Annotated in this window: 19 protein-coding genes and 1 riboswitch; of the genes, 6 read left to right on the forward strand and 13 right to left on the reverse strand. The window is 71.9% G+C overall.

Annotation, left to right across the window (positions count from 1 at the left end; all coding sequences use genetic code 11):
* Positions 1-38: 38 nt before the first annotated feature.
* Entirely contained in the window at positions 39-719 is a 681-nt protein-coding gene (locus tag SCK26_RS11070; RefSeq protein ID WP_318201130.1) for an IclR family transcriptional regulator, read from the forward strand.
* A gap of 25 nt (positions 720-744) precedes the next feature.
* On the opposite strand, the gene SCK26_RS11075 is transcribed toward SCK26_RS11070, so the two are convergent.
* The 3 genes from SCK26_RS11075 to SCK26_RS11085 all read right to left on the reverse strand — a co-directional run bounded on the left by SCK26_RS11075 (position 745) and on the right by SCK26_RS11085 (position 4,142).
* Positions 745-1,242, reverse strand: coding sequence for a hypothetical protein (locus SCK26_RS11075; RefSeq protein WP_318201131.1), 498 nt, complete (start codon positions 1,240-1,242; stop codon positions 745-747).
* Positions 1,243-1,291: 49 nt separating this feature from the next.
* A complete protein-coding gene (locus tag SCK26_RS11080; RefSeq protein WP_318201132.1) occupies positions 1,292-2,485 on the reverse strand; it encodes a spermidine/putrescine ABC transporter substrate-binding protein in 1,194 nt (397 codons plus the stop codon).
* A gap of 217 nt (positions 2,486-2,702) precedes the next feature.
* On the reverse strand, positions 2,703-4,142 hold the full coding sequence (locus tag SCK26_RS11085) for a gamma-aminobutyraldehyde dehydrogenase (RefSeq protein ID WP_318201133.1): 1,440 nt from the start codon (positions 4,140-4,142) through the stop codon (positions 2,703-2,705).
* Positions 4,143-4,312: 170 nt separating this feature from the next.
* On the opposite strand from SCK26_RS11085, the gene SCK26_RS11090 reads away from it, so the two are divergent.
* The 5 genes from SCK26_RS11090 to SCK26_RS11110 all read left to right on the forward strand — a co-directional run bounded on the left by SCK26_RS11090 (position 4,313) and on the right by SCK26_RS11110 (position 9,379).
* Positions 4,313-4,834: an Lrp/AsnC family transcriptional regulator gene (locus tag SCK26_RS11090; protein WP_185149123.1), complete on the forward strand. Its 522-nt coding sequence runs from the start codon at positions 4,313-4,315 to the stop codon at positions 4,832-4,834.
* Between the two features lie 19 nt (positions 4,835-4,853).
* Positions 4,854-6,218: an aspartate aminotransferase family protein gene (locus SCK26_RS11095; RefSeq protein WP_318201134.1), complete on the forward strand. Its 1,365-nt coding sequence runs from the start codon at positions 4,854-4,856 to the stop codon at positions 6,216-6,218.
* A gap of 190 nt (positions 6,219-6,408) precedes the next feature.
* Complete coding sequence (locus SCK26_RS11100) at positions 6,409-7,149, forward strand: ABC transporter ATP-binding protein (protein WP_318201135.1); 741 nt, start codon at positions 6,409-6,411, stop codon at positions 7,147-7,149.
* The gene (locus SCK26_RS11105; RefSeq protein ID WP_318201136.1) at positions 7,131-8,462 is read left to right on the forward strand and encodes a hypothetical protein; all 1,332 of its coding nucleotides are present in this window, start codon (positions 7,131-7,133) and stop codon (positions 8,460-8,462) included. Before SCK26_RS11100 ends, SCK26_RS11105 begins: the two co-directional genes overlap by 19 nt.
* Positions 8,463-8,671: 209 nt before the next feature.
* Positions 8,672-9,379, forward strand: coding sequence for an LAETG motif-containing sortase-dependent surface protein (locus tag SCK26_RS11110; protein ID WP_318201137.1), 708 nt, complete (start codon positions 8,672-8,674; stop codon positions 9,377-9,379).
* Between the two features lie 64 nt (positions 9,380-9,443).
* On the opposite strand, the gene SCK26_RS11115 is transcribed toward SCK26_RS11110, so the two are convergent.
* The 10 genes from SCK26_RS11115 to rpsB all read right to left on the reverse strand — a co-directional run bounded on the left by SCK26_RS11115 (position 9,444) and on the right by rpsB (position 20,876).
* On the reverse strand, positions 9,444-10,463 hold the full coding sequence (locus tag SCK26_RS11115) for an ABC transporter ATP-binding protein (protein ID WP_318201138.1): 1,020 nt from the start codon (positions 10,461-10,463) through the stop codon (positions 9,444-9,446).
* Positions 10,464-12,065 carry an iron ABC transporter permease gene (locus tag SCK26_RS11120; protein WP_318205978.1) on the reverse strand — a complete coding sequence of 534 codons (1,602 nt, stop codon included), beginning with the start codon at positions 12,063-12,065 and terminating at the stop codon, positions 10,464-10,466. It lies immediately after the preceding gene.
* A gap of 47 nt (positions 12,066-12,112) precedes the next feature.
* A complete protein-coding gene (locus SCK26_RS11125; RefSeq protein WP_318201139.1) occupies positions 12,113-13,186 on the reverse strand; it encodes a thiamine ABC transporter substrate-binding protein in 1,074 nt (357 codons plus the stop codon).
* Positions 13,187-13,269: 83 nt separating this feature from the next.
* Positions 13,270-13,377: riboswitch (TPP riboswitch) on the reverse strand.
* 23 nt (positions 13,378-13,400) lie between these two features.
* Complete coding sequence (gene rlmN / locus SCK26_RS11130; RefSeq protein ID WP_318201140.1) at positions 13,401-14,507, reverse strand: 23S rRNA (adenine(2503)-C(2))-methyltransferase RlmN; 1,107 nt, start codon at positions 14,505-14,507, stop codon at positions 13,401-13,403.
* Positions 14,508-14,556: 49 nt separating this feature from the next.
* Positions 14,557-15,729, reverse strand: a complete 1,173-nt coding sequence (locus SCK26_RS11135; RefSeq protein ID WP_318201141.1) for a cytochrome P450 — start codon at positions 15,727-15,729, stop codon at positions 14,557-14,559.
* Positions 15,730-16,114: 385 nt separating this feature from the next.
* Entirely contained in the window at positions 16,115-17,248 is a 1,134-nt protein-coding gene (locus SCK26_RS11140; RefSeq protein ID WP_318201142.1) for a phosphatidate cytidylyltransferase, read from the reverse strand.
* Positions 17,248-17,805 carry a ribosome recycling factor gene (gene frr, locus SCK26_RS11145; protein WP_318201143.1) on the reverse strand — a complete coding sequence of 186 codons (558 nt, stop codon included), beginning with the start codon at positions 17,803-17,805 and terminating at the stop codon, positions 17,248-17,250. The genes SCK26_RS11140 and frr overlap by 1 nt, the downstream gene beginning before the upstream one ends.
* A gap of 173 nt (positions 17,806-17,978) precedes the next feature.
* Positions 17,979-18,737, reverse strand: a complete 759-nt coding sequence (gene pyrH / locus SCK26_RS11150) for a UMP kinase (RefSeq protein ID WP_318201144.1) — start codon at positions 18,735-18,737, stop codon at positions 17,979-17,981.
* Between the two features lie 216 nt (positions 18,738-18,953).
* Entirely contained in the window at positions 18,954-19,790 is an 837-nt protein-coding gene (gene tsf / locus SCK26_RS11155) for a translation elongation factor Ts (protein ID WP_318201145.1), read from the reverse strand.
* 165 nt (positions 19,791-19,955) lie between these two features.
* Complete coding sequence (gene rpsB, locus SCK26_RS11160) at positions 19,956-20,876, reverse strand: 30S ribosomal protein S2 (RefSeq protein WP_318201146.1); 921 nt, start codon at positions 20,874-20,876, stop codon at positions 19,956-19,958.
* Between the last annotated feature and the right edge of the window lie 241 nt (positions 20,877-21,117).

Below are 21,117 nucleotides of genomic sequence, written 5' to 3' on the forward strand. Positions count from 1 at the left end.
ACTGAGCGAAAACGCCTGCCGCGTACCCGGAGGAACGGATGGCCGAGAGCGTCGCGGGGCGGGTCCTCTCCGTGCTGGACGCGTTCGTGGACGCGCCGGTCACGCTGCGGCTGACGGAGATCGCCCGCCGTACGGGGCTGCCCGTGCCGACCGCGCTGCGCATGGTGCGGGAACTGGTGGCCTGGGGCGGGCTGGAACGCGCGGCGGACGGTTCCTACCGCCTCGGCACCCGGATCAGGACCCTCGGTGCCGCCGCCCCGTGCCCGCGCGGCCTGCTGGACACCGCGCTGCCGGCGCTGCGCGTCCTGACCGCGCGCACCGGCGGGCACGCCGACGTGGTGATCCCCGCCGGCGGCACGGCCCTGTGCCTGGTCACCGGCGAACGGCTCCCGCCGCACGCCACGGCCGCGGGCAAGGTCCTGCTGGCCCACGGCCTGCTCCCCGTCCCGGCCCGCGCCGCGCGGCACACTCCGCACACCGTCGTCGCCCCGGGCACGCTCACCGCCCAGCTGGCCCGCGTCCGCGCGACCGGCCTGGCCGAGGCCCACGAGGAACACCGCCCGGGCCGGCTCTCCTTCGCCGCGCCGGTGTTCCGGGCCGGCACCCCCGTTGCGGCGGTGGCCCTGACCACTCCGACGGCCACCCGCTCCTCCCGCCTCGCCCCGGCCGTCCGCCTGGCGGCGGCGACGGTGGGCCGCGCGCTGGACGAGCGCCGGTGACTTCGGCGGAGGCGGCCGCGGTGGCTCAGTCCCAGGCGTTGAAGAGCACCCCGCCCAGCGTGGTGAGGTGATAAAGGCGGACCCGGCGCCACTCGTCCCGGGTCAGTGAGGAGGCGTCCACGGCGGACAGCGGTGTGGTGAGCCGCTCGCGGTCGAGCACCGTGAGTCCCGCGTCGGCGAAGGCGTGGGCCCAGGGAGGCGGTACGAGGAACTCCTCGTCGTACCAGTTCCGGCGTTCCGCGGCGAACGCGATCCACGGGTGGTGGGCGTGGCACAGGACGACGGTCTCGCCGGAGCGGTCGAGGACCGACGCGAGATGGAAGGTGCGGGGATAGGCCTGCTTCTCCACCTCGCCCACCGTTCCCCCGGCGATCCGGGCGGCCGCGTACAGGGCGGTGCGGAACGTCCGCGGATCGGTCCGGGGAAGCGGACCGGCGTCCCCGGGGCGGAGGAAACCCGTCGCCCCGCGCGGCAGCCGGAATCCCCCGTCCCCGTCTTTGTTCATGTCCGTGCCCATGTCCATGAGGGTCATCCTGCCCGGCGGTGTCACGGCCCGGCGGCCGGCCGCCGGCTCACAGGCCCACGATGCCGTTCCAGCGCCGGGTGAACTCCGGGCGTTCCCGGGAGGTGATGTCGCGGGCGACGGCCAGGCGCTCGCGCATGACGGAGTCCGGGAAGATCAGGGGGTTGTCGGCGAGGGCCGCGGTGTCCTTGTCCGCGTCGGCGGCCAGCACCTCCCGGGCGGCCGGGACCGGGCAGACGTAGTTGACCCAGGCGGCGAGCTTCGCGGCGACCTCGGGCTGGTAGTAGTAGTCGATCAGCCGCTCGGCGTTGGCCTTGTGCCGGGCCCGGTCGGGGATCATCAGCGAGTCCGACCACAGCTCGGCGCCCTCCTCGGGGACGACGAAGCGGATGTGCGGGTTGTCCGCCTGGAGCTGGATGACATCGCCGGAGTACGCCTGGCAGGCCAGCACATCGCCGCTGACCAGGTCCTTGGTGTAGTCGTTGCCGGTGAAGCGGCGGATCTGGCCCCGGTGCACCTCCCGTTCGACCCGGTCGCACATCCGGTGGAAGTCGTCCGTGGTCCAGCGGGTGATGTCCACGCCGTCGCCCTGCATCAGCAGCGCGAACGCCTCGTCCAGGCCGGACAGCAGGGTCACCCGGCCCTTGAGGTCGGGCGCCCAGAGGTCCTTGACGTGCCGGATGTCCCGGCCGAGTCTGCGGCGGTCGTAGGCGATGCCGGTGATCCCGGACTGCCACGGCACGGTGAACCGGCGGCCCTTGTCGAAGGCGGGCGAGCGCAGCAGCGGGTCCAGGTTGCGCGCCACGTTCGGCTGGTGGGCGCGGTCCATCTCCTGGACCCAGCCCAGCCGGACGTACCGTGCGCACATCCAGTCGCTGATGACGATCAGATCGCGGCCGGTGGACCGGTGGTTCATCAGCGAGGGGCTGATCTTGCCGAAGAACTCGTCGTTGTCGTTGATCTCCTCGACATAGTCGACGGAGATCCCGGTGCGCTTCCCGAACCCCTCCAGGGTGGGCCGCCGGCCCGGGTCGTCGTCGTCGGTGTCGATGTACAGCGGCCAGTTGGCCCAGGTCAGCCTCTTGTCGGACGCGGACTCGTCGGCCGCGGGACGGTCGCCGGGCTTGACGTAGGCGGCGGGCACCCCGCACCCGGCCAGCGCACCGAGCGCGGCGGTGGTGCCGAGGGCGGCGAGCAGGGAGCGGCGGGACGGTACGGACGTACGGGAGGAAGTCTGGGACACCCCGGAAGGATGCCGTTTCGTCGCCCGGAGCGGCAATCGACGCTGCGTCGAGCGCTCCGGTGCCTGTCCGACACCTTGTCGATCAGCGCGCCCGGTGCCGGTCCGGCAGCCGCGAACCGCGCGTGCGGGAGCCGGTGTTCGCCGCCAGTGAACGACACGGCACGGCCCCGGACGGGAAGGTGAGGCCCGTCCGGGGCCGTGCCGCTGTGCGCGGTGCTTACGCGTCCAGGGACGTCATCACGTGCTTGATGCGCGTGTAGTCCTCGAAGCCGTACGCCGACAGGTCCTTGCCGTAACCGGACTTCTTGAAGCCGCCGTGCGGCATCTCGGCGACCAGCGGGATGTGGGTGTTGATCCACACGCAGCCGAAGTCGAGCTTCTTGGACAGGCGCATCGCGCGGGCGTGGTCCTTGGTCCACACCGAGGACGCGAGGGCGTACTCGACGCCGTTGGCGTACTCGACGGCCTGGTCCTCGTCGGTGAAGGACTGCACGGTGATGACCGGGCCGAAGACCTCGTTCTGGACGATCTCGTCGTCCTGCTTGAGGCCGGAGACGACGGTCGGGGCGAAGAAGTAGCCCTTGTCGCCGACCCGGTGGCCGCCCGCCTCGACCTTGGCGTGCGCCGGGAGGCGGTCGATGAAGCCGGCGACCTGCTTCAGCTGGTTGGGGTTGTTCAGCGGGCCGAAGAGGACGTCCTCGTCGTCCGGCTGTCCGGTCCTGGTCTCGGCCGCGGCCTTGGCCAGCGCGGCCACGAACTCGTCGTGGATCGCCTCGTGGACGAGGACGCGGGTGGCGGCCGTACAGTCCTGGCCGGCGTTGAAGAAGCCCGCCATGGAGATGTCCTCGGCGGCCTTGGCGATGTCGGTGTCCTCGAAGACCACGACCGGGGCCTTGCCGCCCAGCTCCAGGTGGACGCGCTTGACGTCCTTGGAGGCGGACTCGGCGACGGACATGCCGGCGCGCACGGAGCCGGTGATCGACGCCATCGCGGGCACGGGGTGCTCGACCATCATCCGGCCGGTGTCGCGGTCGCCGCAGATGACGTTGAAGACGCCCTTGGGCAGGATCGAGCCGATGATGTCGGCGATCAGCACCGTGGAGGCGGGGGTGGTGTCCGACGGCTTCAGCACGACCGTGTTGCCCGCCGCGATGGCCGGGGCGAACTTCCACACGGCCATCATCATCGGGTAGTTCCACGGCGCGACCTGCGCGCAGACGCCGACCGGCTCACGGCGGATGATCGAGGTCATCCCCTCCATGTACTCGCCGGCCGAGCGGCCCTCCAGCATCCGGGCCGCGCCCGCGAAGAAGCGGATCTGGTCGACCATCGGCGGGATCTCCTCGGAGCGGGTCAGCCCGACGGGCTTGCCCGTGTTCTCCACCTCGGCCGCGATCAGGTCCTCGGCGCGCTCCTCGAACGCGTCGGCGATCTTCAGGAGGGCCTTCTGCCGCTCGGCGGGGGTGGTGTCGCGCCAGGCGGGGAAGGCGCGGGCGGCGGCCTCCATGGCGGCGTCGACGTCGGCCTGCCCGGACAGCGGCGCGGTCGCGTACGCCTCGCCCGTCGCGGGGTTGACCACCTCGGTGGTCCGTCCGTCGGCGGCGTCCCGGAACTCACCGTCGATGTAGTTGCGCAGACGACGCAGCTCGGTGCTCACTGCCGGCCTCCTGATCTGGTTCTGACTGTCCACTCGCTGAGACACCCACCCTAATCGCCGTACCCACGTTTTCAACACCCCCACCCACACTCGATCTGCGAAATCCGCAAGGTCGAGTCTCTGAAACAACGGATTTCATCGCTCGGGCCTTGCGAAACTGTCGAGACCTGGTGCACAGTGAGGTTGTGGCCAGTCGAAGCGCAGACCAGAGGGACTCGTCCCGCGAGTCCAGGAACGGCAACAGTCCCCAGCTGGACGCCGTCTCCCTCGCCATCATTCAGCAGCTCCAGGAGGACGGCCGCCGGCCGTACGCCGCGATCGGCAAGGCCGTCGGCCTGTCCGAGGCGGCCGTGCGCCAGCGCGTGCAGAAGCTGCTGGACCAGGGCGTGATGCAGATCGTCGCCGTGACGGACCCGCTGACCGTGGGTTTCCGCCGGCAGGCGATGGTCGGGATCAACGTCGAGGGCGATGTCGAGTCGATCGCGGACGCGCTGACCGGCATGTCGGAAGTCGAGTACGTGGTGATGACCGCGGGCTCGTTCGACATCCTCGCCGAGATCGTCTGCGAGGACGACGACCACCTGCTGGACGTCATCAACAAACGCATCCGGGCCCTGCCCGGCGTGCGCTCCACCGAGAGCTTCGTCTATCTGAAGCTCAAGAAGCAGACCTACATGTGGGGAACCCGATAACCGTGAGGACCCGATAACCGTGAGCACCAAGGACCTCAGCCGCACCGCGTACGACCACCTGTGGATGCACTTCACCCGCATGTCCTCGTACGAGAACTCCCCCGTCCCGACCATCGTCCGGGGTGAGGGCACCTACATCTACGACGACAAGGGCAAGCGCTACCTCGACGGTCTCGCGGGTCTGTTCGTGGTCCAGGCCGGTCACGGCCGTACGGAACTCGCCGAGACCGCCGCCAAGCAGGCGCAGGAGCTGGCCTTCTTCCCGGTGTGGTCCTACGCCCACCCGAAGGCCGTCGAGCTGGCCGAGCGCCTCGCCAACGAAGCCCCCGGCGACCTGAACAAGGTCTTCTTCACCACCGGCGGCGGCGAGGCCGTCGAGACCGCCTGGAAGCTCGCCAAGCAGTACTTCAAGCTGACCGGCAAGCCCACCAAGTACAAGGTCATCTCCCGCGCGGTCGCCTACCACGGCACCCCGCAGGGCGCCCTGTCCATCACCGGCCTGCCGGGCCTGAAGGCCCCCTTCGAGCCGCTGGTGCCGGGCGCGCACAAGGTGCCGAACACCAACATCTACCGCGCGTCGCTCTTCGGTGACGACCCGGTCGCCTTCGGCCGCTGGGCCGCCGACCAGATCGAGCAGCAGATCCTCTTCGAGGGCCCCGACACCGTCGCCGCGGTCTTCCTGGAGCCGGTGCAGAACGCCGGCGGCTGCTTCCCGCCGCCGCCCGGCTACTTCCAGCGCGTGCGCGAGATCTGCGACAAGTACGACGTCCTGCTGGTGTCGGACGAGGTCATCTGCGCCTTCGGCCGCCTCGGCACGACGTTCGCCTGCGACAAGTTCGGCTACGTCCCGGACATGATCACCTGCGCCAAGGGCATGACCTCGGGCTACTCCCCGATCGGCGCCTGCATCATCTCCGACAGGCTCGCCGAGCCGTTCTACAAGGGCGACAACACCTTCCTGCACGGCTACACCTTCGGCGGCCACCCGGTCTCCGCCGCGGTGGGCCTGGCCAACCTCGACCTGTTCGAGCGGGAGGGCCTCAACCAGCACGTGCTGGACAACGAGGGCGCCTTCCTGCAGACCCTGCAGAAGCTGCACGACCTGCCGATCGTCGGCGACGTCCGCGGCAACGGCTTCTTCTACGGCATCGAGCTGGTGAAGGACAAGCACACCAAGGAGTCCTTCAACGAGGAGGAGACCGAGCGCGTCCTCTACGGCTTCCTCTCCAAGGCACTCTTCGACAACGGCCTGTACTGCCGTGCCGACGACCGCGGCGACCCGGTCGTCCAGCTCGCCCCGCCGCTGATCTCCACCCAGGAGACCTTCGACGAGATCGAGCAGATCCTGCGGGCCACCCTCACGGAGGCGTGGACCAAGCTCTGATCATCCGACCGGATGACAGCACACGGCCCCGGCGCCGTCCGTTCGAGTGAGAACGGCGGCCCGGGGCCGTGTGCTGTCCGGGCTCCCGTCCGGGACCTGCCTAGCGTGCCAGTGACCGATCGGCCCAGCCTTCGTTCCGCCGTACGGGGGAACGGGCACGGGGAAACGGATCAGAACCGAGGTGTACGCCATGGAGGCCCGACCGGACAACGACGTGCTCTGGGCACGCTCCCTGCACTTCACGCACCGCGACGGCTCGCCCGGGCTGGCCGGGGTCTCGCTCGGCGTGCGGCAGGGCGAGATCCTCGCCGTCGGCGGACCGCGCGGCAGCGGCAAGACGACCCTGCTGCGCTGTCTGTCCGGCCTGGTGCCGGTGTGCACCGGCGAGGTCTGGTTCAACAGCTCCCCCGTGCACACCCTCGGCCCGATCGCCCGCGAGCGGCTGCGCCGGGAACGCTTCGGCTGGATCGACCCCGAGCCGGTCCTCGTCCCGGAGCTGAACGTCTGGGAGAACGCCGCGCTCCCGCTGATGCTGCGCGGCACCGCCCGCCGCCGGGCCAAGGTGTGCGCGCTGGAGTGGCTGGAGCGCCTCGACGTCGGCGACCGGGCCCGCTGCCGCCCGCGCGCGCTGCGGCACGCCGAGCGCCAGCGCGTCGCCATCGCCCGCGCGCTCGCCGCCGGGCCGCAGGTGCTGTTCGCCGACGAGCCGACGGCACCGCTGCACCGCGCCGACCGCGCCCATGTGCTGCGCACCCTGACCACGGCGGCCCGCTCGCACGAGATCACGGTCGTCCTCGCCACGCACGACCCCGACACCGCCGCCCTCGCCGACCGCACGGTGGCCCTGCTGGACGGGCGCCGGGTGCACACCGTGCACCTGCCGGACACGCCCGACGCGGAAGGCCGGGCCGCGTGCTCGCTCTCCGTCTGACCCGCGCCGCCCGGCCCGCCGTCCAGCTGCGCCGCCTGCTGGTGACCGCGGCATCGGCGGGCACCGGTCTGCTGCTGCTCTCCAGCCTCGGCCACGCCCTGGAGCATCCGGAGGCCGCGGACGCCGCCGCGCTGCGCCTGGCCTGGTGCGCGGTGCCGTTCGCCGCCACGGTGTACCTGGCGCTCGCGGTCGCCCGCACCGATCCCGGTACCCGGCCGCGCCCCGGCCTGTCCGCCCTGGGCCTCGGCCCGGCCCGGCTCATGGCCGTCTCCGCGCTGACGACGGCCCTGTCCTGCGCCCTGGGCTCGCTGCTGGCCCTGCTGTTCTTCCTGCATCTGCGCGGTGGCCTGTCGGGCCTGCCGTTCGACGGCGCGGCGGCCGGTGTCCTGGCCGCCGGCCGGCCCCTTCCGGTCCCGGCGGCCATGACCCTGCTGTCCGTGCTCCCGGTCACCGCGACGGCGGCGGTGGCCGTGGCGCTCCGTCCCCGGGACCCCCGTCCGGCGGCGCGAAAGGCGCGACGGTTCGGCCGGTTCGGGGCCTCTGGCGGCTCGCCGGGGACGGAGACCTTCGGGGCGTACGGACGCTTCAGGGCGCGGGCCGCCGGCGGAGCACGGGCGGCGGCCGGGGCGGGCCCGGGCGAGCCGAGGGAACAAGTGGGCGCGGACGGCGGCGGGCCGGCGGCGGACGCCTCGGCCGGCGCCGAGTTCCCGGCGCTTCTTCCGGACACCGACGACCGGTCCCCCGCCGGTCTCCCCTGGGGCATCGCGCTCGTCACCGCCGGGCTGGCCGCGCAGTCCTACGCCGGCCGCTTCGCCCCCGCTCCCTCCCTCGCCCTCGCCGTCCTCCTCGGCTGGCTCGTCACCGGGGCCGGTCTGGTGCTGGCCGGGCCCGGGCTCGCCCATGTGTGCGGGCGGCTCCTCCAGGCCGGGCGGCCCGGTGCGCTGCGGCTGCTGGCCGGCCGGGGCCTCATGGCGGAGGCCGTCCGGATCGGCCGTCCCCTCGGCGTGGTCTGCGCGGTGGCGTCCGCCGGGTGCGCCCTGCTCGCGCTGTCCGGCGGCCCGGCCCCGTCCTTCGGCCCGCTGTCCGCCCTCGGCGCGCTCGTCGTCGGCGGCTCCGCGCTCGCCACCCTGTTCACCGCGGCCGTCGAGGCCCGCCAGTACCGCGCCGGCACCACCGCCGCGCTGCTCCGCCTGGGCGCCCGGCCCGCCCTGCTGCGAGGAGCCGCCGCGCTGCGCGCCGCCGTCCTGCCGGCCCTGTGCGGGCCCCTCGTCCTGGCGATCGCCGCGCTCTCGGCCCTGCCGCTGAGCCGCTGAACCGGCCTCCACGAATCCCCGTCAAACATCGGGGCGGTTAATAAGCGGGCAAAGCCAACGGCCGTGTGCGGGCTGCGCGTTGACACTTCTCGCGGGACGCTTATAGACCTGTGAGCCACCCGGGACACCGGGGCCGGACACCGCGTTCCGTCGTCCCGACTCCCCCTCCACCCCCCGCACTTGCTCTCTGTAAAGGACAAACGTTGTCCATGACTCGCCGTAGCGTCCGCCGTTCCGCGAGCGTTCTGGGCGTCGCCACCGGATCGGCGGCCCTGATACTCGGCCTGGCCGGCTCCGCTCTCGCGTGCACCATCGCGGACTTCTCCGCCGCGGCCGCCTGCGACGGCGGCAAGGGTGTCATCGTCGTCACCGACACCGACCCCTCCGCCACCGACGCCACCGTCGGCGTCTTCCTCAAGAGCGCCGGCGGCGTCGAGACGAAGGTCGGCGAGCAGCCGGTCAAGGGATCGAAGCAGGGCGTCCGGATCGTCTTCCCGGCAAACTGGAAGCCGGGCACGACATACCGCGTCCATGTCGCGGCCGGCCGGCAGGTCGACCAGGACGTCCAGCCCGACCTCGTGACACCGTCCACCCCCTGCGCCACCGGGAGCGCGACCCCGACGCCGACGGCCAGTACGACGCCGCCCTCCCCGGCCCCGACCCCGACGCCGTCCACCACCGCGTCCGCCCCGGCCGAGCCGGCGCCCCCGGCCCCGTCGGCCTCCCCGTCGAGCCCCGCCCCCGCGGACGCCGCGGGCAACGGGCCCTCCCCTGCGGCCGGCGACTCCGGCCTCGCCGAGACCGGCGCGAACTCCCACACCGCGCTGATCGCCGGCCTCGCGGCGGCCCTGGTGGTGGTCGGCGGGAGCGCGGTCTGGTTCGGCATGCGCCACCGCGGCGCCGGCCGCGACGACTGAGCCGCCGGAGCCCCCGGGCCCCGGCCCGCTCGGCACAGGCACGACCGCGCCCGGGGACGAACGATCAGTCCAGTACGGCGGTCTCGGCCGCGTCGAACTCCACGCCGACGGAGGCACCGGGCTCGGGCGCGTCCCGCAGCGCGCAGGCCGCCTCCAGTCGCGGGCCGTCCGCCGGCTGGAGGTGGACGGCCACGTGCGCGCCCTTGAAGGTGCGGGCGGTCACCGTGCAGGACAGGCCCTGGCCGGCGGGCACCAGCCGGACGCCGGCCGGGCGGACCAGGACCGTACGGCTGCCCTGCGCCGAGCCGTCGGGGACGGGCAGCTTGCCCCACGGGCTGACGGCGACCGTCCCGGCGACGGTCGCCGGGACCACGTTCTCGAAGCCGAGGAAGCGGGCCACGAACGCGTCGGCGGGCCGCTGCCACACCTCCACCGGCGTCCCGGACTGCGCGATCCGCCCGTCCCGCATCACCACCACCCGGTCGGCCAGCGCGAACGCCTCGCCCTGGTCGTGGGTCACGGCGAGCACGGTCGTGCCCAGACGGCCGAACAGCTCCCGCAGCTCCACCACGAGGCGTTCGCGCAGCGAGCGGTCGAGCTGGCCGAGCGGCTCGTCCAGCATGAGCAGCCGGGGCCGGGGCGCGAGCGCCCGGGCGAGGGCCACGCGCTGCTGCTCGCCGCCGGACAGGGCGGCCACGGCCCGCCGCGCGGCCCCCGGCAGGCCGACCAGGTCGAGCAGCCGGCCCACCTCGGCGTCGCGTTCGCGCCGGTCGACGCCGTGCATGCGCAGTCCGAACGCCACATTGGCGCCGACGTCCCGCTGCGGGAACAGCTGGTGGTCCTGGAACATCAGGCCGACATCGCGCTTGTGCGCGGGCACCCCGCTCTGGTCCCGGCCGTCGAGCAGCACCCGCCCGCCGTCCAGGCGTTGCAGCCCGGCGACGGCCCTGAGCAGGGTCGACTTCCCGCTGCCGCTCGGCCCGAGCACGCACACCACCTCGTGCTCGGCGACATCGAGGCCGACCCGGTCGAGGACGGCCCGCCCGCCGAAGCGCACGGTCGCGGCATCCAGGCTGAGCAGCATCTAGAACTCCCCCGTCCGGTCGGTGCGCAGCCGCTCCAGGACGAGCAGCGCGGCGGCGCACACCACCATCAGAATGGTCGAAAGGGCCATCGCCTGGCCGTAGTTGAGATCGCCGGGGCGGCTGAGCAGCCGGGCCACGGCGACCGGGAGCGTCGGGTTGTCGGGCCGGGCGATGAACACGGTCGCCCCGAACTCGCCGAGCGACACGGCGAACGCGAAGCCGGCCGCGATCAGCAGCGCCCGCCGTACCAGCGGCAGATCCACCTCCCGCCACACCCGCCAGGGGGAGGCCCCGAGCACGGCGGCGGCCTCCCTGAGGCGCACGTCCACCGCGCGCAGCACGGGCAGCATGGTCCGTACGACGAAGGGGGCGCCCACCAGCGCCTGCGCGAGCGGCACCAGGATCCAGGACTGGCGCAGGTCCAGCGGCGGCTTGTCGAGCGCGATCAGGAAGCCGAAGCCGACGGTCACGGCGGACACGCCGAGCGGCAGCATCAGCAGCGCGTCGAAGCCCCGTACCAGCCGTCCGGCGTCCCGGCGGGCCAGCGCGGCGGCGGCGAGAGCGCCGATCACGACGGCGATGGCGGTGGCCGCGGCGGCGTACTGGAGCGAGGTCCACACCGCGTGCACGGGCGCCACCAGGAACGTGCCGCCGTCGGGTTCGGTCAGCGCCCGGTAGTAGCCGAGACCGGGCGCGTCGAGGGAGCGGCGGACGAGGACGCCGAGCGGCAGTACCAGGAGCAGGGCGACGGTGGCGAGGACGGCGGCGAGCAGCGCCCACTGTCCGGTCCCGCGCGGCCGGCGCGCGGTCGCGGCGGCGGCGACCAGGCGCAGCGCGGTCTCGCGCCGCCGTACCGTCCAGGCGTGCACGGCGAGGATCGCACCGACGGCGGCGAACTGGACGAGGGTGAGGACGGCGGCCGTGGTCAGGTCGAAGACCTCGGAGGTCTGCCGGTAGATCTCCACCTCGAGGGTGGAGAAGGCGGGGCCGCCGAGGATCTGCACCACGCCGAAGGAGGTGAAGGTGAACAAGAACACCATCAGGGCGGCGGCGGCCACGGCGGGCCCGAGCGCCGGCAGGGTGACCCGGCGCCAGGCCGTCAGCGGCGAGGCGCCCAGCATCCGCGCGGCCTCCTCCTGCCGGGGGTCGAGCTGGGCCCACAGCCCGCCGACGGTGCGGACGACGACCGCGTAGTTGAAGAAGACATGGGCGAGCAGGATCGCCCACACCGTGGTGTCCAGCCGCACCCCCCACAGCTCGTCCAGCAGGCCGCCCCGCCCGACCAGCGCCAGGAAGGCACTGCCGACGACGACGGTCGGCAGCACGAACGGCACCGTGACGACGGCCCGCAGCACCTGTCTGCCGGGGAAGTCGAGGCGGGCGAAGACATACGCGGCGGGCAGGGCGAGCAGCAGGGTGAGCGCGGTGGAGGCGAGCGCCTGCCAGGTGGTGAACCACAGCACGTGCCGGATGTCGGGACGGGCGACGACGTCCGCGATCCGCCCGAGCTGCCAGGTGCCGTCCGTCCTCAGCCCGCGGGTGACGATCGCGGCTACGGGCCAGGCGAAGAACAGCGCGAAGAACGCGACGGGCAGGGCCATCAGCCCGAGCCGCGCCGCGCTCCCGCGCCGGTCGCGCACCTTGGCGGTCACTTCAGTACGAGCGACGTCCACGAGGAGACCCACTGGTCGCGGTTGGCGGCGATTCTGTCGGGGGCCAGGGTCTCGGGGTCCTTGGCGGCCGGACCGTACTTGGTGAAGTCGGCCGGCACGGGGACGCCCTCGACGACCGGGTAGACGAACATGTTCAGCGGCATGTCCTGCTGGAACTCCCGGGTGAGCAGGAAGTCGAGGAACGCCTTGCCGCCCGCGGGGTTCTTCGCGTTGCTCAGCAGCCCGGCGTACTCGGTCTGCCGGAAGCAGGTGCCGTACGCCACCCCGGTCGGGGCGGTCGCGGGCCGCTTCTTGGCGTAGATCACCTCGGCGGGCGGGGAGGAGGCGTACGACACCACCAGCGGCCGGTCACCGCCGGCCTTCCTGCCCTCGGAGGACCCGGAGAACTCCTGGTAGTACGCCTGCTCCCAGCCGTTGACGACCTTCACGCCGTTGGCCCGGAGCTTCTTCCAGTACTCCGGCCAGCCCTTGTCGCCGAACCGCGCGGCGCTGCCGAGCAGGAAGCCGAGGCCCGGCGAGGAGGTGCCCGCGTTCTCGGTGACGAGGAGGTTCTTGTACTCCGGCTCGGCGAGGTCGTCGAAGGACCGCGGCGGGGTCAGCTTGTGCGCGCTGAACCAGGCCTTGTCGTAGTTGACGCAGATGTCGCCGGTGTCGACGGGGGTGACGCGGTGCTTGTCCTGGTCGACGCGGTTCTCCGGCCGGACGGAGCCGGCGCCCTTCGGCTCGTAGGACTGGAACAGCCCGTTGTCCAGGGCCCGGGAGAGCAGGGTGTTGTCGACGCCGAAGAAGACGTCGCCCTGCGGGTTGTCCTTGGTCAGGATCGCCTTGTTGACGGCCTGCCCGGCGTCGCCGTCCTTGAGGACCCTGAGCTTGTACCCGGACCGCTTCTCGAAGTCCTTGACGACGCTCTTGGAGACGCTCCACGAGTCGTGGCTGACGAGGGTGACGGTCTTCGGGTCCGAGGACGGCCCGGAGCCCGACGAACCGCACGCGGACAGCGTGATCAGGCCGAGCCCCGCCGCCACGGCCACGAGGGTCTTGTTGTGCACTGGATGTCCTCCTGGGGGTTGGCCAGGAAGAGACGCGGCCCTGACCGGGCCGCCGCGAGGACGGCCCGGTCAGGGCGCAACAGCTTGAGTGATGACCGAACTTCCTACCCAGAATGACCTGGGCGAGGTTCAGAGGGTCTGCGGCCCGGTTGCCGCACTCTCAGCGCTGTGGCGCTCCCCTGTCGGAATATGAAGATATGTGGACGTGGTCAGATTACCGCTCGGTGGCCGCGAGCTGACCGCAGGCTCCGTCGATCTCCTGCCCGCGGGTGTCCCGGATGGTCACGGCCACCCCGTGCGCGGCGATGGCCTCCACGAACGCCTTCTCGTCCTCCGGCCGCGACGCGGTCCACTTCGACCCCGGCGTGGGGTTGAGCGGGATGAGGTTGACGTGCACGGGCTTGCCCCGGAGCAGCCGGCCGAGCCGGTCGCCGCGCCAGGCCTGGTCGTTGATGTCCCGGATCAGCGCGTACTCGATGGACAGCCGGCGGCCCGACTTCTCGGTGTACTCGAAGCCGGCGTCCAGCACCTCGCGCACCTTCCACCGCGTGTTCACGGGGACGAGGGTGTCGCGCAGCTCGTCGTCGGGGGCGTGCAGGGAGATCGCCAGCCGGCACTTGAAGCCCTCGTCGGCGAACCGGTGGATGGCCGGCACCAGCCCGACGGTGGAGACGGTGATCCCGCGCTGCGAGAGCCCGAGGCCGTCCGGAGCGGGGTCGGTGAGCGCCCGGATGGCCCCGACGACCCGGTTGTAGTTGGCGAGCGGCTCGCCCATCCCCATGAAGACGATGTTCGACAGCCGCGCCGGGCCGCCCGGCACCTCGCCGTCGCGCAGCGCCCGCATACCGTCCACGATCTGGTGGACGATCTCCGCGGTGGACAGGTTGCGGTCCAGTCCCGCCTGCCCGGTCGCGCAGAACGGGCAGTTCATCCCGCATCCGGCCTGTGAGCTGATGCACATGGTCACCCGGTCCGGGTAGCGCATCAGCACGGACTCGACCAGCGTCCCGTCGAACAGCCGCCACAGCGTCTTGCGCGTGGTCCCCTCGTCGGTGGACAGATGCCGGACGACGGTCATCAGCTCCGGGAACAGGGCTTCCTGGAGCCTGGCGCGCGAACCGGCGGGGATGTCGGTCCACTGCTCCGGGTCGTGCGCGTACCGCGCGAAGTAGTGCTGCGAGAGCTGCTTGGCACGGAACGGCTTCTCGCCGATCTCGGCCACCGCGTCCTTGCGCTGGGCGGGCGTGAGGTCGGCGAGATGCCGCGGCGGCTTCTTGGCTCCGCGCGGCGCGACAAAAGTGAGTTCTCCGGGCTTAGGCATGGCTCAACCAGTGTCGCAGATCCAACCGGGTGACCCGGAAAGCGTGCTCTCACCAGGTGACCGGCAGGGTTTTCGGGCCGCGGATCAGGCCCCGGCGCTGGAATGCGACCTCCTCGGCAGGTACGGCCAGCCGGATGGCGGGGAAGCGGGCCAGGACGGAGCCGATCACGACCTCGGCCTCCATGCGGGCCATGGCGGCGGCCAGGCAGTGGTGCGGGCCGTGACCGAAGGCCAGGTGGGCGAGGTGGTTCCGGTCGAAGTCCAGGGTGTCGGGGTCGGGGAACGCGCCGGGATCGCGGTTGGCCGCGAGGTAGGCGTTGTAGACCACGTCACCGGCGCGGATCAGCCGGCCGCCGACCTCGACGTCCTCGGTGGCGATCCGCGGGATGCCGACGCCGTTGCGGTGCGGGACGTAGCGGAACAGTTCCTCCACGGCCCGGGGCAGCAGTTCCGGCTCGCGGCGCAGCCGGTCGAGGTGGCCGGGGTGGGTGAGCAGCGCGTACATCATCGAGCCGCTGTTGCCGCGGACCGCGTGGCCGCCGCTGACCTGGACGGCGATCGCGAGGGAGACCGCCTCGTCCTCGGTGATCTCGCCCTCGGCGGCGGCCCGCGCCAGCACTCCGGCGAGATCGTCGCGGGGTTCCTCGCGGCGGCGCCCGAGCAGTCCCGCGATCCGCTCCCGGGTCGCCCTCGCGGCCTCCCGGGCGCGCTCTGCGGACCCGGCGCCCGCCGACAACAGGGCCTCACCGGCCGCGGTCCAGTCCGGCCGGTCCTCCTCGGCGACGCCGAGGAAGTCGCGGAGCACGGCGAGCGGGAAGGGGCCGTGCAGATGCTCCACGAGGTCGGCCGGGGCGCCGGCGCGCGCCATCGCGTCCAGCAGTTCGGCGGCCCTGCGCTCGGCGAGCGGGCGCAGCCGCCGCATGCTCCGCCCGGTGAACGCCCGGGCGACGACCCGGCGCAGCCGCGTGTGCCGGGGCGGATCGATGTACTGCAGGCCCGCCGTCTGCGAGGCGACCGGCGCCGGGCGCATGGCGGGCACGTCCCGGCCGGCGACCCGTTCCCGGGAGAAGCGCGGGTCGGAGGTGACGAAGCGGACATCGTCGTACCGGGTGACCAGCCAGGCCCAGCCGGCACCGTACGGCAGCCGGATCCGGCTGACCGGCTCCTCGCGCAGCACCTCGTCCAGGAACGGATCGGGGTCGAGCGCGGGCAGATCGTCCACGGGCCAGAACCGCACCGGAGGCGCGGGGACGGGACGCGCGGGCGCTGGGGAGGAAGCGGGACGTGCGGAGGTGGAGGCCGGGCACGCGGAGACACGCGCGGAAGACTCCGAGCCGGAGGACGGACACGCGGAGGCGGTGGCCGGGCAGGTGGAGGCGGTGGCCGGGCAGGTGGACGCGGAGGCGGGGGCGGGGTCGAGGGGCATCGGGCACACTCCCTGCTGCGGCACCGGGCGGCGGCGCGACCGCCGTCTCGTGAGGAGTCTGCCGCGCCCGGCACCGGGCCGCCGATTCCTGCTGCGGCATCCGGGTACGGGCCCGCTCGTGGCTACGACGACGGCCCCCGCCCTGCCGCGACGCAGGAGGAGGGCCGGGAAGCCGTACCGCTCACGCGGAGCCGACGAAGACCACCATCAGCAGCCACACCACCGGAGCCGTGGGCAGCAGCGAGTCCAGGCGGTCCATGATGCCGCCGTGGCCGGGAAGCAAGGTGCCCATGTCCTTGATGCCCAGGTCGCGCTTGATCATGGATTCGCCGAGGTCGCCCAGCGTGGCGCTGGCCGCGACCGCCAGGCCCAGCAGCAGGCCCTGCCACCAGGCTCCGCCGTCGATCAGGAACCGCATGCACAGCGCGCCCGCCACCATCGCGAACAGCACCGCGCCCAGCAGGCCCTCGCGGGTCTTGCCGGGGCTGATGCGCGGGGCGAGCTTGTGCTTGCCGAAGCGCCAGCCGACGGCGTACGCGCCGGTGTCGCTGACGACCGTCAGCAGCAGGAAGGTCAGCACCCGCCAGGGACCGTCGTCGGCGGCGAGCATCAGCGCGACGAAGGTGGCGAGGAAGGGGACGTAGAACGCGGCGAAGACACCGGCCGTGACGTCCTTGAGATAGCCCTCCGGCCGCTCCGTCATGCGCCAGACCAGGGTGGCCAGGGCGGTGAGGGCCATGGCCACCCACGCGCCCTCGGCGCCGCGCGCATAGCCGGCGACGACCATGGCCGCACCGCCCACCGCGAGCGGCACGAGCGGCGCCCGGATCTCCTTGCGCTCCTGGAGCCTGCTGGTCAGCTCCCACAGTCCGACGACGACGGCGACCGCTATCACGCCGACGAACACGGCCTTGACGACGAACAGGGACGCGACGATCACCACGCCGAGCCCGACGCCGACCCCTATGGCGGCGCCCAGGTCGCGGCCCGCGCTCTTCTTCTGCGGCGCCGGCGGCGGCTGCGGGACGTCGGGCATGGGCTCCGGGTTCTGGGTCTCGGCCGGGAGCTCCCGGGCCTGGAACGTCTCGTCTCGGAACAGGGGCCCGCTCAGCCGAGCGGCCCCCCGGTCGTCGTCCTGGTCTCCGCCATACGCGGGGCCGTCGGGCACGATGGGCATGGGGCGAGTGTGCTGCGCCTCAGGCGCATCGTACGCGGGACCCGCCGGGGCAGCCCTCTGGACAGGTCCACCCGCGGTGGACCCCCAGTAACCGGCCTGCCCCGCCGGTGGCGGCGCCCCCCAGGAAGAGTCGCTCATCAGACTTCGAGCAGTTCCGTTTCCTTGTGCTTCAGAAGCTCGTCCACCTGGGCGACGTACTTCGCCGTCAGGTCGTCGAGGTCCTTCTCCGCACGGCGGCCCTCGTCCTCACCGATGTCGCCGTCCTTGATGGCCTTGTCGATGGTGTCCTTGGCCTTGCGGCGCACGGAACGGATCGAGACCTTCGAGTCCTCGGCCTTGCTCTTGGCGACCTTGATGTACTCGCGGCGGCGCTCCTCGGTCAGCTCGGGGAACACCACCCGGATGATGTTTCCGTCGTTGCTGGGGTTGACGCCCAGGTCGGAGTCGCGGATCGCCTGCTCGATGTTGCGCAGCGCGCTCTTGTCGAACGGGGTCACGACCGCCATGCGCGGCTCCGGCACGGAGAACGAGGCCATCTGGTTGATCGGCGTCAGCGCACCGTAGTAGTCGGCCACGATCTTGTTGAACATCGCCGGGTGCGCACGGCCGGTGCGGATCGCGGCGAAGTCCTCCTTGGCGACCACGACGGCCTTCTCCATCTTCTCCTCGGCCTCGAGGAGGGTCTCTTCGATCACCACTTGCTCCTGCGTGTCTTGAGTAAGGCCCGGCTCCGGTTCCTGCGTCGGTCGGCGGCCGGCTGCGTCGCGTCTTCTTCCTGCACGGTTCCCGACCGGCAGGACATTGTCCATCCCCCGGCCGGTGACGGCCCCTTCACGGGGCCGCACGTCACCGGCCGGGTTGATCCGGGTCAGTCCCGGCTGTCCTGGTCACCCACCAGCGTGCCGATCTTCTCACCCTTGACGGCACGGGCGATATTGCCCTCCGCGAGAAGCTCGAAGACGAGGATCGGGAGCCTGTTGTCACGGCACAGCGTGATGGCGGTGGCGTCGGCGACCTTGAGGTCCCGGGTGATGACCTCGCCGTAGCCGAGCGCGTCGAACTTGACGGCGTCGGGGTTGGTCTTGGGGTCGGAGTCGTAGACCCCGTCCACGCCGTTCTTGCCCATGAGCAGCGCCTCGGCGTCGATCTCCAGGGCGCGCTGGGCGGCGGTGGTGTCGGTGGAGAAGTAGGGCATGCCCATGCCGGCGCCGAAGATGACCACGCGGCCCTTCTCCAGGTGGCGCACGGCGCGCAGCGGGATGTACGGCTCGGCGACCTGGCCCATGGTGATGGCGGTCTGCACGCGGGACTGGATGCCCTCCTTCTCCAGGAAGTCCTGGAGGGCGAGGCAGTTCATCACGGTGCCGAGCATGCCCATGTAGTCGGAGCGGGCGCGGTCCATACCGCGCTGCTGGAGTTCGGCGCCGCGGAAGAAGTTGCCGCCGCCGATGACGACCGCGACCTGGGCCCCGTCGCGCACGACGGCCGCGATCTCACGGGCGATCTTGTGCACCACGTCCGGGTCGACGCCCAGGCCCCCGCCGCCGGAGAAGGCCTCTCCGGACAGCTTCAGCAGAAACCGGCCGCGTACTTTGCCGTCGTCGCTCTTCTGGGCCTTGGTGGTCATGGGGGATCCCGCCTCTTTCACGTGTTGCACATACGAAGAAGGCCATTGCCGATGGGGTCGCTTTTCGCTCCCATGCGCGGCAATGGCCTCCTCGTCAGATCTGCTGCCGTCCGCCGCACGCCGGGCTGTGGCGATGGGGACGGACGACTGCGGTCGACCCTATCGGCATTTCCTCGCGGATCCGTCCGGGGGTCGCGCGTCGATCGCGGTACGGACTCAGATGCCGACCTTGATGCGCGAGAAGCGCTTCAGGGTGACACCGGCCTCGTCCAGGACCTTCTGGACCGACTTCTTGTTGTCCAGCGCGTACGGCTGACCGAGCAGCGTGGCGTCCTTGAAGAAGCCGTTCAGGCGACCCTCGACGATCTTGGCGATCGCGGCCTCGGGCTTGCCCTCGGCGCGGGTGGTCTCCTCGGCGATACGGCGCTCGGACTCGACGACGTCCGCCGGCACGTCCTCCTTGGCCAGGTACTTCGGCGCGAAGGCGGCGATGTGCTGGGCGACGCCCTTGGCGACCTCGGCGTTGGGCTTGTCGAGCTCGACCAGGACACCGATCTGCGGGGGCAGGTCGGGCATGGTGCGGTGCATGTAGGCGGTGACGTAGCCGTCGGAGAACTGCGCGAAGCGGTCCAGGACGATCTTCTCGCCGAGGTTGGCGTTGGCCTCGTCCACGTACGCCTGGACGGTCTTGCCGGACTCGATCTCGGAGGCCAGCAGGGCCTCGATGTCGGCCGGGTTCGTCTTGGCGGCGTGCTCGGCGATGGCCTTGGCCACGGCCTGGAACTTCTCGCCCTTGGCGACGAAGTCCGTCTCGCACTTCAGCTCGACCAGGACACCGGAGGAGTTGTCGTCGGCGATGATGGAGACCACGGCGCCGTTCTCGGCGGAGCGGCCCTCGCGCTTGGCGACGCCCTTCTGGCCCTTGATGCGCAGCGCTTCGACAGCCTTCTCGACGTTGCCCTCGGCCTCGTCCAGCGCCTTCTTGCAGTCCATCATGCCGGCGCCGGTCAGCTCACGGAGCTTCTTGACGTCGGCGGCGGTGTAGTTCGCCATGAGTCTGTGAGTCTTTCTCGAAGTCTGGTTTAGATCCGCACGGTCGCGACCCACATGTAGTCGCGGACCGCGTACGCCGTGCCGACCTACGGGTGAACAGCGGGGGCGGATTTCAACGCGCCGGAAGCGCTACCGCCCCCGCTGTCGAACGCTGACGGACCGGCGTCAGGCCTGCTCGCCCTCGGCGGCCGGGGCCTCGGCGGCAGCGGCCTCGGCAGCCGGCGCCTCGGCGGCGGGAGCCTCGGCGGCGGGGGCCTCGGCAGCGGGGGCCTCGACGGCAGCGGCGTCGGCGGCCGGGGCCTCCTCGGCCTTCTTCTCACCCTCCAGCAGGTCGCGCTCCCACTCGGCGAGCGGCTCGCCCGCGGCCTTCTCGCCCTTGTCACCGGTGGCGACGCCGGAGCGGGCGATGAGGCCCTCGGCGACGGCGTCGGCGATCACACGGGTGAGCAGGGTGACGGAGCGGATCGCGTCGTCGTTGCCCGGGATCTTGTAGTCGACCTCGTCGGGGTCGCAGTTGGTGTCGAGGATCGCGACGACCGGAATGTTCAGCTTCCGGGCCTCACCAACGGCGATGTGCTCCTTCTTGGTGTCCACGATCCAGACGGCGCTGGGCACCTTCTGCATCTCGCGGATACCACCGAGGGTCTTCTCCAGCTTGGCCTTCTCGCGGGAGAGGACCAGCAGCTCCTTCTTGGTCAGACCGGAGGCGGCGACGTCCTCGAAGTCGATCTGCTCGAGCTCCTTCAGGCGCTGCAGACGCTTGTAGACGGTCGAGAAGTTGGTGAGCATGCCGCCCAGCCAGCGCTGGTTGACGTAAGGCATGCCGACGCGGGTGGCCTGCTCGGCGATGGCCTCCTGCGCCTGCTTCTTCGTGCCGACGAACATGACCGTGCCGCCGTGGGCCACGGTCTCCTTGACGAACTCGTAGGCGCGGTCGATGTACGACAGCGACTGGAGCAGGTCGATGATGTAGATGCCGTTGCGCTCGGTGAAGATGAAGCGCTTCATCTTCGGGTTCCAGCGACGGGTCTGGTGACCGAAGTGGACGCCGCTCTCCAGCAGCTCCCGCATCGTGACGACGGCCATGGCCGTATCTCCTTGGTGTTCTCGGTTGTGCCGCGTCCGCCGGTCGGCGGTCGCGCCTGACGCCCGCGTTGCGCCGTGCCACGAAGGACCGAGGGGCGCTTGGTAGGAACCGTTGCCGGCCGCCGTACCGGGGCGTGCGAAGTCGACCCGGTGACCCGGATCGCCAGAAGAAGTGTACGGGACCGACGGAGCGGCGGGTGACGGCGCTGTCCACAACCGGCGGGTAGTCCACAGGCCGGGG

It is taken from the genome of Streptomyces sp. SCL15-4, from assembly GCF_033366695.1.
Classification (GTDB): Bacteria; Actinomycetota; Actinomycetes; order Streptomycetales; family Streptomycetaceae; genus Streptomyces.

Bases quoted from the DNA above. Each gene is read 5' to 3' on its own strand.
- SCK26_RS11070 (WP_318201130.1), top strand. From the start codon at position 39: ATGGCCGAGAGCGTCGCGGGGCGGGTCCTCTCCGTGCTGGACGCGTTC.
- SCK26_RS11075 (WP_318201131.1), bottom strand. From the start codon at position 1,242: ATGGACATGGGCACGGACATGAACAAAGACGGGGACGGGGGATTCCGG.
- SCK26_RS11100 (WP_318201135.1), top strand. From the start codon at position 6,409: ATGGAGGCCCGACCGGACAACGACGTGCTCTGGGCACGCTCCCTGCAC.
- SCK26_RS11110 (WP_318201137.1), top strand. From the start codon at position 8,672: ATGACTCGCCGTAGCGTCCGCCGTTCCGCGAGCGTTCTGGGCGTCGCC.
- SCK26_RS11115 (WP_318201138.1), bottom strand. From the start codon at position 10,463: ATGCTGCTCAGCCTGGATGCCGCGACCGTGCGCTTCGGCGGGCGGGCC.
- SCK26_RS11120 (WP_318205978.1), bottom strand. From the start codon at position 12,065: ATGGCCCTGCCCGTCGCGTTCTTCGCGCTGTTCTTCGCCTGGCCCGTA.
- rlmN (WP_318201140.1), bottom strand. From the start codon at position 14,507: ATGCCTAAGCCCGGAGAACTCACTTTTGTCGCGCCGCGCGGAGCCAAG.
- SCK26_RS11140 (WP_318201142.1), bottom strand. From the start codon at position 17,248: ATGAGCGACTCTTCCTGGGGGGCGCCGCCACCGGCGGGGCAGGCCGGT.
- pyrH (WP_318201144.1), bottom strand. From the start codon at position 18,737: ATGACCACCAAGGCCCAGAAGAGCGACGACGGCAAAGTACGCGGCCGG.
- tsf (WP_318201145.1), bottom strand. From the start codon at position 19,790: ATGGCGAACTACACCGCCGCCGACGTCAAGAAGCTCCGTGAGCTGACC.
- rpsB (WP_318201146.1), bottom strand. From the start codon at position 20,876: ATGGCCGTCGTCACGATGCGGGAGCTGCTGGAGAGCGGCGTCCACTTC.